This window comes from Oryzihumus sp. (genome assembly GCF_054325275.1).
This window is the reverse complement of sequence record NZ_JBTCWL010000008.1, coordinates 42559-55362: the sequence shown is the minus strand read 5'-3', so window position 1 is coordinate 55362 and position 12804 is coordinate 42559. Positions and strand designations below refer to the sequence as shown.

10 protein-coding genes and 5 tRNA genes are annotated in these 12804 nt (G+C 72.0%); 5 read left to right on the top strand and 10 right to left on the bottom strand.

The window, feature by feature from the left end:
• Positions 1-56: 56 nt before the first annotated feature.
• The 4 genes from ACXVGS_RS03445 to ACXVGS_RS03430 form a co-directional block, all read right to left on the bottom strand.
• Positions 57-539 (bottom strand): DUF6325 family protein, encoded by a 483-nt coding sequence (locus ACXVGS_RS03445; protein ID WP_458529705.1) that lies wholly within the window; start codon positions 537-539, stop codon positions 57-59.
• A 157-nt stretch (positions 540-696) separates the two neighbouring features.
• Positions 697-771: transfer RNA gene (locus tag ACXVGS_RS03440), tRNA-Val, on the bottom strand.
• Positions 772-794: 23 nt separating this feature from the next.
• A tRNA-Gly gene (locus ACXVGS_RS03435) sits at positions 795-870 on the bottom strand.
• A gap of 110 nt (positions 871-980) precedes the next feature.
• Positions 981-2636 carry an acyl-CoA dehydrogenase family protein gene (locus ACXVGS_RS03430; RefSeq protein ID WP_458536620.1) on the bottom strand — a complete coding sequence of 552 codons (1656 nt, stop codon included), beginning with the start codon at positions 2634-2636 and terminating at the stop codon, positions 981-983.
• Positions 2637-2790: 154 nt separating this feature from the next.
• Here ACXVGS_RS03430 and ACXVGS_RS03425 point away from each other — a divergent pair, with 154 nt between their 5' ends.
• From ACXVGS_RS03425 to ACXVGS_RS03410, 4 genes are all read left to right on the top strand, one after another.
• Positions 2791-3996, top strand: coding sequence for a YihY/virulence factor BrkB family protein (locus ACXVGS_RS03425; RefSeq protein ID WP_458529703.1), 1206 nt, complete (start codon positions 2791-2793; stop codon positions 3994-3996).
• A 19-nt stretch (positions 3997-4015) separates the two neighbouring features.
• Positions 4016-4088, top strand: a tRNA-Gly gene (locus tag ACXVGS_RS03420).
• Positions 4089-4129: 41 nt separating this feature from the next.
• Positions 4130-4200: transfer RNA gene (locus ACXVGS_RS03415), tRNA-Cys, on the top strand.
• 1 nt (position 4201) lies between these two features.
• Positions 4202-4276, top strand: a tRNA-Val gene (locus ACXVGS_RS03410).
• A gap of 33 nt (positions 4277-4309) precedes the next feature.
• Here ACXVGS_RS03410 and ACXVGS_RS03405 read toward each other — a convergent pair.
• The 5 genes from ACXVGS_RS03405 to ACXVGS_RS03385 are packed head-to-tail and all read right to left on the bottom strand — an operon-like array spanning position 4310 to position 10691.
• The gene (locus tag ACXVGS_RS03405; RefSeq protein WP_458532984.1) at positions 4310-5203 is read right to left on the bottom strand and encodes a PaaX family transcriptional regulator; all 894 of its coding nucleotides are present in this window, start codon (positions 5201-5203) and stop codon (positions 4310-4312) included.
• Between the two features lie 5 nt (positions 5204-5208).
• Complete coding sequence (locus ACXVGS_RS03400) at positions 5209-7584, bottom strand: bifunctional salicylyl-CoA 5-hydroxylase/oxidoreductase (protein ID WP_458535783.1); 2376 nt, start codon at positions 7582-7584, stop codon at positions 5209-5211.
• Positions 7585-7594: 10 nt separating this feature from the next.
• Entirely contained in the window at positions 7595-9289 is a 1695-nt protein-coding gene (locus ACXVGS_RS03395; RefSeq protein WP_458536619.1) for an AMP-binding protein, read from the bottom strand.
• Positions 9286-10209 (bottom strand): acyl-CoA thioesterase, encoded by a 924-nt coding sequence (locus tag ACXVGS_RS03390; protein ID WP_458535781.1) that lies wholly within the window; start codon positions 10207-10209, stop codon positions 9286-9288. Before ACXVGS_RS03390 ends, ACXVGS_RS03395 begins: the two co-directional genes overlap by 4 nt.
• On the bottom strand, positions 10206-10691 hold the full coding sequence (locus ACXVGS_RS03385; RefSeq protein WP_458536618.1) for a cupin domain-containing protein: 486 nt from the start codon (positions 10689-10691) through the stop codon (positions 10206-10208). Before ACXVGS_RS03385 ends, ACXVGS_RS03390 begins: the two co-directional genes overlap by 4 nt.
• Before the next feature lie 174 nt (positions 10692-10865).
• On the opposite strand from ACXVGS_RS03385, the gene ACXVGS_RS03380 reads away from it, so the two are divergent.
• Positions 10866-11294 carry a RidA family protein gene (locus tag ACXVGS_RS03380; protein WP_458529697.1) on the top strand — a complete coding sequence of 143 codons (429 nt, stop codon included), beginning with the start codon at positions 10866-10868 and terminating at the stop codon, positions 11292-11294.
• Positions 11295-11351: 57 nt separating this feature from the next.
• Here ACXVGS_RS03380 and ACXVGS_RS03375 read toward each other — a convergent pair whose 3' ends face one another.
• The gene (locus ACXVGS_RS03375; protein ID WP_458531640.1) at positions 11352-12803 is read right to left on the bottom strand and encodes an ABC transporter permease subunit; all 1452 of its coding nucleotides are present in this window, start codon (positions 12801-12803) and stop codon (positions 11352-11354) included.
• Position 12804 lies beyond the last annotated feature (1 nt).

Genomic DNA, 12804 nt, shown 5'->3' with positions numbered 1-12804 from the left:
CCACCGGACGCCCGATCACGCCACGACGTCCCATCCTCCTGGCTGCCAGCGGCATGTCACTCACCCTCTCCTGCGTCCTCGGACTCTTCTTCCTCGATCGCCTGGATCAGCGCCTGCACCGGGATCCGGCCGCTGTCGACCAGGTGACCTCCCGCGTGACGCAGCGCCGAGGCGAACGGGGCCGCCCAGGCGTTCTCCCACACCAGCAGCGCCGCCGTGCTGCCGGGCTCGATCACCTCGGCCACCGCTGCCACGTCGTCCTCGCTGAGCAGCCACGCGAGCTCGGTCTCGTAGGCCCGCAGCACCCCGAGCTCGCTCTCGTCGACCTCGCTGAGCTCGGAGATGTCGAGGGAACCGTCCTCGCCCTTGCGGATCAGCACGAGGTCGAGCACGCGGATGGTGCCGCTGCGCACGAGCTGTTCGAGCGTGGGGATGATCTCGCCCCTGAACCGGCTTCCGGGGAACTCCACGACGATCCAGTCGACCGGGCCGAGCTCGTCGAGCGGCTGGGCAACCGGGGCTGTCATCTGGTCGGTCATGTCTGGCCTCCTGCCTCATGGCCGGCACCGCGGACGCGGCCGGCACGTAGCCATCGTGGGCAGGGACGGGACGCTGGGGCATCACCCGGCACGAATGAGGACGAAGGCCCCGGGACGACGAACGGCGCCCGGCCAGTGGCCGGACGCCGTTTGTGCATGGTGGGCGATACTGGGTTTGAACCAGTGACCTCTTCCGTGTCAAGGAAGCGCGCTACCGCTGCGCCAATCGCCCCGGGGCGGCCCCTGGGGGCTGCGTGGAGCGGACGACGGGACTCGAACCCGCGACCCTCACCTTGGCAAGGTGATGCTCTACCAACTGAGCCACGTCCGCGTGTGAACTCCAGCGGGTTCGTGCCCCGCTGTCGTTGCGATGTCAGACATTAGCCCATCCGCGGACCCCTCGATGACACCCCCCTGCCATCGGGGGTCCGCGGGTCCGGCTCAGCCCGCGAACGCCCGGTCGATGACTCGCGTCCCCGACGCGCGGACGGCCGATGCCGGCAGGGTGCCGAAGCTGTGCCCGTGCTCGCCGCCGAGGCGGCTCGCGACGAACACCCCGGAGACGTATGCCGGTGCGAAGCGGACGAGCAGGCTCGCCTGCAGGGTGGTGGCGAGCAGCTCCACGACCCCGCGCGCCCCGGCCTGCGCGTCACCGGGGTCGCGGGTGGCCAGCTCGCGGGCCGCCGCCACGGAGCGCTCGATCGCGGTGTCGAGGCGGGCGTCGGCGCCCCGGGCGTGGGCGAGCTCCTGGTGGAGCGCCTCCAGGGCGTGCGGCTCACGGGTGATGGCGCGCACCACGTCGAGGGCGTTGACGTTGCCCGAGCCCTCCCAGATCGAGTTCAACGGCGCCTCGCGGTAGAGCCGGGCCAGCCCGTTCTCCTCGACGAAACCGTTGCCGCCCAAGCACTCCAGCGCCTCGGCCACCATCGGCGAGGCGCGCTTGCAGACCCAGAACTTGGCCACCGCGACGGCCAGGCGGGAGAAGGCGGTGTCGCCCGCGTCGACGGCGGCGGCCAGGCGCAGGCCCAGCGTTGTCGCCGCCTCGGACTCCAGGGCCAGGTCGGTCAGCACGTTGCGCATCAGGGGCTGGTCGACCAGCGCGGCGCCGAAGGCCTGGCGGTGGCGGGTGTGGTGCACGGCCCGGACGAGCGCGGCGCGCATGGTCGAGGCCGAGCCCAGGACGCAGTCCAGCCGGGTCGCGGCCACCATGTCCAGGATGGTGCGGATGCCGCGGCCCTCGTCGCCCAGGCGCACCCCCCACGTGCCGTCGAGCTCGATCTCGGAGGAGGCGTTGGAGCGGTTGCCCAGCTTGTCCTTGAGCCGCTGGATGGCGAAGGGGTTTCGGCTGCCGTCGGCCAGCACCCGGGGCACCACGAAGCAGGTGAGCCCGCCGGGCGCCTGGGCCAGGACGAGGAAGACGTCGCTCATCGGGGCCGAGCAGAACCACTTGTGGCCGGTCAGCCGGTAGGTGTCCCCGCCCTCGAGCGGCCCACCGGGGGAGGGCGTGGCCACGGTCGCGTTCTGGCGCACGTCCGACCCACCCTGCTTCTCGGTCATTCCCATCCCGGCGATCGCGCCGGCCTTGTCCGCGCGCGACCGCAGGCCGAAGTCGTACTCGCGGGAGGCGAGCAGGGGAGCCCACAGGGCACTCAGCTCGGGGCTGGTCATCAGGGCCGGCACCGCGGCATACGTCATGGACACCGGGCAGCCGTGGCCCGCCTCCACCTGTGACCAGGCGACGAACCCGGCGGCACGCCGCACGTGCGCGGCCGTCCCGACCGGGCGGGTCCAGGGCTCGGCCGTGAGGCCGTGGGAGACCGCAGTCGACATCAGCTCGTGCCAGGCCGGGTGGAACTCGACCTCGTCGATGCGCTCGCCGCGGGGGGAGTGGGTGTGCAGCACCGGGGTGACCCGGTCGGCCTGGTCGCCCCAGGCCTGCGCCCGCGCCGTCCCCGCGAGCTCGCCGAGCCGGCTCAGCCCGGCGCGGTCGGTCGCGTCACCCCACCGGGTCAGGCCCTCGGTGAGGGCGGGGTCGGAGTCGACCACGTTGTGGCCGAGCAGCGGCGGGACCTGGTTGGTGACCTCGTGTGTGCTCACCCCGGGCAGGCTAGGGCGGATGGTTACCGATGGGTACACCCCGGCGAGGTCCCGGGGGTGTCAGGTCCGTCACGCGGCCTGTCGGCGGTTACCGTGGTGCGGTGAGAAGCAGGCGGAGGGTGCTGGTCAGACGCGTGGAGCGGCGGCTCGGGCAATGAGCCCGAAGGACCGCGTCCGCCGGCGCCTCGCCCGTGTGCCAGGTGCTCTCGCCCTCGCCCGGCTCGCCGTGGCGACGTGGCGGCTGTGCCTGCGCTACCGCGTCACCGGGCTCGCGTCGGAGGCCGGGTTCTTCGCCCTGCTGTCGCTGCCGCCGCTGGTGCTGGGGATCTTCGGCGGCGTCGGCTACGTCGGGCGCTGGCTGGGCCCGGACACGACCGGCCAGGTCAGCACGGCGATCGAACGGTATGCCGAGCGCTTCCTCACCGACGACAGCGTGCGGCAGGTCATCGTGCCCACCGTCGACGACGTCCTGCGCAACGGGCGCATCGACGTCATCTCGATCGGCTTCGTCCTCTCCCTGTGGTCCGGCTCGCGGGCCCTCAACGTCTTCGTCGACACCATCTCGATCATGTATGGCCAGAGCGGGGTGCGCGGGATCGTGCGCACCCGCGCGCTGAGCTTCACCCTCTACCTCGTGGCCCTGGTGGTCGGCGTCGTCGTCATGCCGCTGGTCACCGTCGGCCCGAGCGTCATGGCGCGGCTGCTGCCGGCCCGGCTGGAGTTCCTCATCGGGCTGTACTGGCCCACGGTGGTCATCCTGACCGTCGCCAGCCTGACCACGCTGTTCCACGTCAGCACGCCCCGGCGCTCGCCGTGGAAGCGGGACATCCCCGGCGCGGTGCTGACGCTGGCGATCTGGCTGCTGAGCTCGTTCGTCCTGCGGCTGTGGCTCGGCGCCTCCGTCGGCGGGACCTCCATCTACGGCCCGCTGGCCGCGCCGATCGTGGTGCTGATCTGGTTGTACTTCCTCGCGATCGCCGTGCTCATCGGGGCAGCCTTCAACGCCGCCGCGCGCCAGCTGTGGCCGGTGCAGGAGCGGTTCAGCTCGCGCGCCCGGCTCATCTCGTGGCTGCGCGAGGAGTCCCGACGCCGACGGGAGGGGGCCGTCGCCGGCGGGGCCGTCGACGCCCCGGGGGCGCTCGCCGGGCTGCCGGGCGCCACTCCCGTGCCTCGGGACGAGAGCCCCGTGACTCCGGCGGAGAGCCGCGCCCACGCGCCGGCCAGGAGCGAGCGGCGCCGTCCGGCGCACGAACGGCCGCTCACGCCGATGCCGGAGCCGGGGGCGCCGGCCGGTGCCGACCGCCGGTTGGACTCCGATCCTCGAAATCGGCTACTGTCTGACCGCACGCACGGCGGGTAGTTACACCGCTGGCGTTCACGCGGACGTGGCTCAGTTGGTAGAGCATCACCTTGCCAAGGTGAGGGTCGCGGGTTCGAGTCCCGTCGTCCGCTCGGAGGCCCAGTGCCTTCCCGGAGGTCCCCGTGGCCTTCACGGTGGAGTGGCCGAGAGGCGAGGCAACGGCCTGCAAAGCCGTGTACACGGGTTCAAATCCCGTCTCCACCTCGGGCGATTGGCGCAGTGGTAGCGCGCTTCCTTGACACGGAAGAGGTCACTGGTTCAAACCCAGTATCGCCCACCATCGACAGCGAGCCCCTGACCCGCAGCACGCGGGTCAGGGGCTCGCTGGCTTTCGTACGTGGGGCGGGTGCGGTGCGGCCGTCGGCCACGACGTGGCGGCGTGGGCGAGGGCGTGCTCCTCCAGCCCGGCGACGAGGCGCTCGAAGAGCGCACCGGCCGCGGGCCCGCTCCAGTCCTCGGGCAGCACCTCCGGCGGCAGGCCCGGGTCGCGGTAGGGCAGCTTGCGCCACCGGTCGATGACACCGAGGTAGGCGGTGAACGCGTCAGCGCCCTCGGGCGCCTCATCGGCGTCGGACGTCGTGGCGAGGTCTGCGCAGGAGCCGATGAAATCCTGGTACTGCTGGTCGATCTCCTTGAGGTTCCAGCAGTCGGAGATCAGCCCCGAGAGCTGCTCGCCGCCGACGTGCCGGCCGACGAACAGGGCGCACCGCGAGGTGAGGCCGAGTTCCCCGATGGCCCGCTCGGCGGCCGCGGCCATCCGGGCCGGGGCGATCCACACGCCGCCGCCCATCATCCCGAACCCCAGGGCGGTGAGCCGTGACCGCAGCTGGTGGCGCCGCGCCCGCGCAGACTCGGGCACCGAGAAGCTGAGGACGCACCAGCCATCCGCCAGGTCCGCGGGCTCACGGGCGTGCCAGATGACCTCGTCGCCGGCGGCGAGGGCCGCCAGTGCGGTGTCGGTCAGCGCGTAGCCCCGCACCCCCACCCGGGTCTCGGGCATGAGCCAGTCCCGCCGCTTGAGGCGGAAGACGGCGGTGCGGACGCTCTGCGCGTCCAGCCCCATCGGCGTCAACAGGTCGACGGCACCCCGGATCGGCATCCAGCCGCCCATCGGGCGGACGACCGCTCCGAGGAAGCTGACGACCACCGTGCGAGACCTCTGTGCCGTCAGCGGGGCCGCCAGGGGGGCGTTCGGCGCGTCGGGCACGGCGCTCATCCTGCCAGCGGCGGCGTGGCGGGCTTCCAGCGGACGTGGACCGGCTCGAGCGGGCCGGAGCGCAGCAGCGACAGCCGCGGAGGCACCTTGTCGGTGCGTGAGGTCGGTGGCTTCCGCTGCCCGGCGCGCCACGGGAGCGGCCAGTCGGCGGCCGGCCCCCGGTAGTCCTGCTCGGCCGCCGCGTGCAGGGTCCACTGCGGGTCGTAGAGGTGGGTGCGTCCGAGCGCGCACAGGTCGGCGCGCCCGGCAAGGAGGATCGAGTTGACGTCGTCGTAGGAGGAGATGGCCCCGACCGCGATCACCGCGACCCCGGCCGGTGCCGCGACCTCGTGACGGATCCGGTCCGCGAAGGGCGTCTGGTAGGAGCGGCCGAACGCCGGCGTCTCGTCCTTGGTCACCTGGCCGGAGGACACGTCGATGGCGGCGGCGCCGTGCTCGATGAACGCGCGGGCGATCTCCACGGCGTCGTCGGCGGTGTTGCCGTCGGGCACCCAGTCTGTGGCGGAGATGCGCACCGTGACCGGGATGGTCGGCGGCACGGCGGCCCGGACCGCGTCGAAGACCTCGAGCGGGAAGCGCAACCGGCCGGCCACGTCCCCGCCGTACTCGTCCGTGCGCCGGTTGGACACCGGCGACAGGAACGAGGACAGCAGGTAGCCGTGCGCCGCGTGGAGCTCGATGAGGTCGAACCCGGCCTCCACGCCACGACGGGCTGCCGCCACGAAGTCGGCCACGACGGCGTCCATGTCGGCGCGGGTGACCTCGCGCGGGACGTGGCAACCCTCGCCGTACGGGATGGGGGAGGGCCCGATGACCGGCCAGTTGCCCTCCTCCAGCGGCTCGTCCATGCCCTCCCACATGAGCTTCGTCGAGCCCTTGCGGCCCGAGTGGCCCAGCTGCAGGCCGATCTTCGCGGTGCTGTGGCCGTGCACGAAGCCGGTGACCGTGGCCCAGGCGTCCCGCTGCGCGTCGTTCCACAGCCCAGGGCAGCCGGGGGTGATCCGGCCCTCGGGGGAGACGCACGTCATCTCCGTCATGACCAGGCCGGCACCCCCGAGGGCCTTGGACCCCAGGTGGACGAGGTGGAACTCGCCCGGCACCCCGTCGACGGCGGAGTACATGTCCATCGGCGAGAGGATGACCCGGTTCTTCAGCTCCAGCGCTCCGATCCTGGCCGGCTGGAACATCGCCGGCACCACCTGGGTGCACCCCTGCTGCCGCGCGAACTCCGCCTCCATCAGGGCGGCGAACTCCCCGTCGCGCTCCTTGAGGTTCTCGAAGGTGATGCGCCGGGACCGGGTGAGCAGGTTGAACACGAACTGCGCCGGGTCCTGGTCGGCGTACATGCCGATGCGCTCGAACCACTCCAGCGACGCCTGGGCGGCGCGCTGGGTCGACTCGACGACCGGCCGGCGCTCGGCCTCGTAGGCGGTGAGGGCCTGCTCCACGGTGTCGTGCTCGTGGAGGCACGCGGCGAGGGCCAGGGCGTCCTCCATGGCGAGCTTGGTCCCGGAGCCGATGGAGAAGTGGGCGGTGTGCGCCGCGTCCCCGAGCAGGACGACGTTGCCGTCGTGCCACCGCTCGTTGCGCACCGTGTGGAAGGTGACCCACCTGGAGTTGTTGGTGAGGACCCGATGGCCCTCGAGCTCGTCCCGGAAGATCTCCCTGATGCGCTCCACCGCGTGCTCGTCGGACGCCCCCGGCGGGAACGCCTCGTGCTCTGTCCGGTCGAACCCGGCGCGCCGCCAGACGTCCTCGTGCATCTCGACGATGAACGTCGAGCCCGTGTCGGAGTAGGGGTAGCCGTGGATCTGCATGGTGCCCCACTCCGTCTGCTTGACGAAGAACTGGAACGCCTCGAAGACCAGGTCGGTGCCCAGCCAGATGTACTTGTTGCGGCGCCGGTCCAGGGTGGGCCGGAACACGTCGGCACCGGCGTCACGGACCGTCGAGTTGAGCCCGTCCGCGGCGACCACCAGGTCGTGCGCCGCGCGCAGCTGCGCCACGTCGGGTGCAGGCGTGCGGTAGTGGACCACCACCCCGAGCTCGCCGGCCCGCTCCTGCAGGATCTGCAGGAGCTCCCGGCGGCTCATGGCTGCGAAACCCTGGCCACCCACCGTGAACGAACGGCCGAAGACCCCGACGTCGATGTCGGTCCACCTCGCGAACCGGCGCTCCATCCGGCCGTAGATCTCGGTGTCGGCGCTCTCGATGCCACCCAGGGTCTCGTCGGAGAAGACCACGCCGAAGCCGAAGGTGTCGTCGGGGGCGTTGCGCTCCCAGACGGTGACCTCGTGCGCCGGGTCGAGCTGCTTCATCAGCGCGGCGAGGTAGAGGCCTCCGGGGCCGCCGCCCGCGATGGCGATCCTCATGGCGCTCCCCTCACGCCTCGACCGGGACGTCCGGTGCCTGCGTGCCGGCCGCCTCGCCGGTGCCGCCGGCGGCTTCCTCCCGGACCCGGCGGCGCAGCTCGTAGTGCTGGAGCTTGCCGCTGCGGTTGCGCGGCAGGGCGTCGGTGAACCGGACGTCGCGGGGGTACTTGTACGGCGCCAGCTGCGCCTTGACGTGGTCCTGGATCTGGGTGGCCATGGCGGCGTCGCCGGCCACCCCGTCCCTCAGCACGATGAACGCGCACACCACGGAGCCGCGCTCGGCGTCGGGGCGCGCCACGACGGCGCACTCGGCGACGTCGGGGTGGCTGTCGATGGCGGCCTCCACCTCCGGTGCCGCGATGTTGTAGCCCGAGGAGATGATCATGTTGTCGGTCCGGGCCCGGTAGTAGAAGTAGCCCTCCTCGTCGCGGGTGAAGGTGTCACCGGTGAGGTTCCAGCCACCGACGACGTAGTCGCGCTGGCGGTCGTCGTCGAGGTAGCGGCAGCCGACCGGCCCGATGACCGCCAGCCGCCCCTCGGCGCCGGGTGGCAGCTCCGCGCCGAGCTCGTCGAGGATCGTGGCGCGGTAGCCCGGCACCGGTCGGCCCGTCGCCCCGGGCCGGATGTCCTCGCCGGCCGCCGAGATGAAGATGTGCAGCAGCTCCGTGGCCCCGATGCCGTCGATGACGTCGAGCCCGATCTCGTCGTGCAGCCGCTGCCACGTCTGCTCGGTGATGTGCTCGCCCGCGCTCACCGCCGCGCGCAGGCCGCGCAGCTGCCCCACCTTGCCCGCGGCCAGGATCCGCCGGTATGCCGTGGGTGCCGTCGCGAGCACCGTCACCCCGTGCTCGGCGACGAGGTCGGCCAGCTGGTCCGGCGTCGCCTGCTCGGTGAGGAACGCGCACGCGCCGGCCCGGAGCGGGAAGACGACCAGCATGCCCAGCCCGAAGGTGAACGCGAACGGCGCGCTGCAGGCGACGACGTCCTCGGGCACCAGCCGCAGGACGCCCTGGCCGAAGGTGTTGTCGATCGAGAGCAGGTCACGGTGGAAGTGCACCGTGACCTTCGGGACACCGGTGCTGCCGGATGTCGGACCGAACAGGGCGACGTCGTCCGCGGCCGTCGCGACGTTCTCGAAGGCCCCCGACTTCGCCGAGGCGAGGGTGGTCAGGTCCTCGGCGTCGTCGGCGCCGAAGGTCACGACGCGCAGCTCAGGTGCCGCCTCCCGGCGCAGGGCCTCGGCCTCGTCGACGAAGCGGTGGTCCACGAGGGCGATGCAGGGCCGGCACCGGTCGGCGATGGGCGTCAGCTCGCGGACCCGCAGCGCGGCGAACGTGGTGACCACGATCCCGCCGGCCTTGAGGACGCCGAGCCAGGCGGCCACGGTCCACGGGGTGTTGGGGGAGCGCAGCAGCACCCGGTTGCCCGGCACGAGGCCGAGGTCCTCGACCAGCACCTGGGCGACCTGGTTGGCGCGACGCTGCAGCTCGCCGTAGGTCCACACCTCGCCCTCCGGTGTGCGCAGGGCCGGACGGTCCGGCCCGAACGTCGCGACCGGGACGTCGATGAGCTCGGTCGCGGCGTTGAGGCGTGCGGGGTACTGCAGGAGCTCGGTGGTGAACTCCAGCTCCGGCCACTGGTCCGACGGCGGGAGGTGGTCCCGCGCGAACGTGTCGACGTGGGCCGACGGTGAGAGCGTGCTCATGACCTGCCTCCTGAGCCGAGACGGAGCATGCCTTCCTGGACGACGGTCGCCAGGTGGGTGTGGTCGGAGCCGAAGAGCCGCCCGGTGGCCACGCCCCGGCCGTTCTCGGCGGCCAGCGCCTCCTGGGTGTAGAGGACCCAGCCGTCGACGGCGCCGGCCCGGTGGAACCACATCGCGTGGTCGAGGCTGGCGGTGACCAGGCCCGGTTGGGCCCAGGCGAGGCCGAGCACCCGCAGCACCGGCTCGAGGATCGTGTAGTCGCAGACGTACGTCAGTGCGGCCAGGTCCCGCTGGGCGTCGGTCAGGCCGACCACCGGCCGCAGGGCGTCGAACGGCCGGACCCAGACCGCCTGGTGCGGGCTCCGGTGCCCGTCCACGGTCAGGTAGAGCGGTCCGGGCACGTGGCGCATGTCGAAGCTGCGCCCGCCCGACCAGTACGCCCTCGACTCCTGCGTCATGGTCCCGCCGCTGCGGTCCTGCAGGTATGCCGCGCTGCTGGGGAGCTCGTCCGGGTGCGGGACCTCGGCGGGGTACTCCACGGCATACGTGCCCCCGGGCTCACCCGCGGCGAAGCTGGCCAGGCAGACGTACACGGCCTTGCCGTTCTGGAAGCCGCGGACCTGGCGGGTGCTGTAGCCCCGGCCGTCCCGCAGGACCTCCACCTCGTAGCGCACGTCAGCGCCGATGTCGACCGGCCGCAGGAAGTAGGAGTGCATCGAGTGCAGGGCCTTGCCGTCGGGCACCGACCGCATCGCCGCCACCGCCGCCTGGGCGACCAGGTCGCCGCCGTAGGCCTTGGGCCACGGGCACGCCTGCGTGGTCGCCGTGAAGGCCAGGTCGAAGTGCTCCGGCTCGACCGGGGTCAGGGTCGCGGCCGCGGTGAACAGCGAGGAGGTCAGCGTGGGCGCTGCGGAGGTCACGGCCGGTCCGCCCAGTCGCGCAGGTCGGCGTCGGCCACGTCGGGCAGGTTGACGACGATGTTCTCCGGCGTTCGCGTCGTCATCCAGGTGAGCGGCCGGTTGCGGTCGATGTTGCACTCGACGTGGGGCATGAACGGCGGCATGAAGACCCAGTCGCCCTCCTCCATGTCGAGGTAGTCGGCGAAGTCGGTGCCGAAGTAGATGCGGGCGCGGCCGGACAGGACGTAGCCTCCGGTCTCGGCCTCGCCATGGTGGTGGGGCACCGAGCGGTAGCCCGCCTCGTTGCTCACCTTCCCGAACCAGATCCGCGTGGCCGGGGTGTGCTGGATGCTCACGCCGGAGATCCGCGAGGCGCCGGCCGACTGACCGGTTTCGCCCGGCTCATGCCCGGCGCGGGTGACGACCGGGACGACGAGCCCGCTGTCCGTGGCATACATCGAGTTGTCGCCCTCGAGGACGTACCTGCCGAAGTCCGGTTCCATGGATGGCTCCTCGCCGTGCCGGTGCGTCGACACGTCCTCCGGGGCGGCCTCGTTGCCGCGCTGGATGTTCTCGGATCGTAACGACCGTTGAAGCAATGTCAATGGACGTTACGCTGGCGTCCCCCCGTCCCGGAACCCGCTCGCGAACCCGCCCGAGACCCTGCAGGAGGCACCGTGACCGACAGCGCCGACCCCGTGCCGGTGAACCCCGCGTCGCTGCCCGCCCCGCGCGGCTACTCCCATGGCACCTTGAGCGGCAACACGCTCTACCTCGGTGGGCAGACGGCGCTCGACACGGACATGCGAATCGTCCCCGGCGGGATCGTCGCCCAGTTCCGCCAGGCGTTCACCAACGTCCTGACCACCCTGTCCGCGGTGGGTGGCCGGCCGGAGGACCTGGTCAGCATCACCATCTACCTCACCGACATCCCGGACTACCAGGCCCACGGCGCGGAGATCGGCGAGGTCTGGCGTGAGCTGGCGGGGCCGGTCTACCCCGCCATGGCCGGCATCGGGACCGCCGCCCTCTGGCAGCCGGAGGCGATGATCGAGATCCTCGGGGTCGCGGTGGTCCCCGAGGCGCGGCTGGTCCGACCGAGCTGAGCCGCGTCCGGGCGCAGGTATGCCGGGTGCGGACGTCCGCACCCGGCATACCGCCCCTCAGCCGTCGGTGTCCTCGGCCGACCCCCGCCTGCGGCGGCGCCACCAGGGCACCATCGCGATGGCAGCCATGGCCATCGGCGTCGCGATCGCCACGGGGAGCACGCCACCGGGGTTGCTCTTCTCGAACGCGTTGACGGTCAGGTGGATGCCGGGGCTGGCGACCGGGTTGGTGGTGGCGTTGGCGCCGGCCGGCTCCGGGATGACGGTCAGGTAGATCATGTAGTCGCCCTTGAGGATGGCGTTGACCGTCCACTGCTGCGCGTCGCTCTCCCCGGGCTCCAGCGGGTCCACCCCCTGGGTCCGCTCCGGTGACCAGTCCTCGGGGTCAACGGGCTCTCCCTCGCCCGTCTTGATGATGTTCATGGCCACGTTGGATGCCGCCGAGGTGGTCGACCCCGTGTTCTTGACGACGGTCGTGAACGTGATGGACTGGCCGGCGTTGACCGTCTTGTAGGCCAGGTCCGTGGTGATGCTCAGCCCGTTGGCTCCGCCGGAGGCGGATGGCGCTGCAGCTGCGGCCGGGCCCAGTCCGAGCGCGGGGACCGACAGCAGGGCCAGGACGAGCGCCGGCCCGGCCAGCGCCTCGGTGCGCGCACCCCGGTGCCACCTCGACCGGCCCGGCCGGGAGGCCTCCACGTCGAGCCGCAGGCGGGGTGCGGCGACCAGCATGAGCACGAGGAGGACGCCCGCGGCGGCGTAGATCGCGGCCATGAGGTACGGCATCTTCTCCGCCACCGTCCGGTTGTTGACGACGACCTTCTCGAGGAACTCGCTGGAGGCCTGCAGCGGGTTGAGCTGCTGGACCAGGTAGCCCAGGTCGCCCTTCTGCGCACTGCCGGGCCACTGGGTGGGGATGAGGAAGATGAGGTAGACCAGCAGGCTGGCGAACAGGCTGGTGCGGTTGGACCGCGACCAGATGCTGATCACCATGGCCAGCCCCGTGAAGGCGATGGACATCAGGCCGCCGAGCATCGCACCGAGGAGCAGGGCCTCGGTGATGCTGTCGTCGCCCTGGCCCAGCACCCAGACGTACGGCACCGAGATCAGCAGGGTCAGGGGCCACGGTGTGAGGGCGGCGAGGAACTTGCCGACCACCAGCTGCCGCGGCCGTACCGGGGTCAGGAGCAGCGGCTCCAGGGTCGCCCGTTCCCGCTCACCGCTGAAGGAGTCGGCGGCGATCACCAACCCGACGAACAGCCCGAAGGTGATGCTGCTCAGGACGGTCAGGAACACCATCTCCACCGGGGGGATCAGGCTGAGCTGGCTCTCCAGCTGCCGCAGCACCGACGTGACGGACATGATGAGGCTGAACAGGACCAGCAGCACGAGCACGCGCCCGCCGGTCCACAGGTCGACGAACTCCCGGCAGAAGACCAGCCACCACACGGGCGCGGCGCGGCGGGCGGTCCGGTGCGCGGGTGCCACCGGCAGTTCCTGGGCGATGCTCATG

Coding starts and splice junctions, on each gene's coding strand:
- ACXVGS_RS03400 (WP_458535783.1), bottom strand. CDS start 7,584: ATGAGGATCGCCATCGCGGGCGGCGGCCCCGGAGGCCTCTACCTCGCC.
- ACXVGS_RS03395 (WP_458536619.1), bottom strand. CDS start 9,289: ATGAGCACGCTCTCACCGTCGGCCCACGTCGACACGTTCGCGCGGGAC.
- ACXVGS_RS03425 (WP_458529703.1), top strand. CDS start 2,791: ATGAGCCCGAAGGACCGCGTCCGCCGGCGCCTCGCCCGTGTGCCAGGT.
- ACXVGS_RS03385 (WP_458536618.1), bottom strand. CDS start 10,691: ATGGAACCGGACTTCGGCAGGTACGTCCTCGAGGGCGACAACTCGATG.
- ACXVGS_RS03375 (WP_458531640.1), bottom strand. CDS start 12,803: ATGAGCATCGCCCAGGAACTGCCGGTGGCACCCGCGCACCGGACCGCC.
- ACXVGS_RS03445 (WP_458529705.1), bottom strand. CDS start 539: ATGACCGACCAGATGACAGCCCCGGTTGCCCAGCCGCTCGACGAGCTC.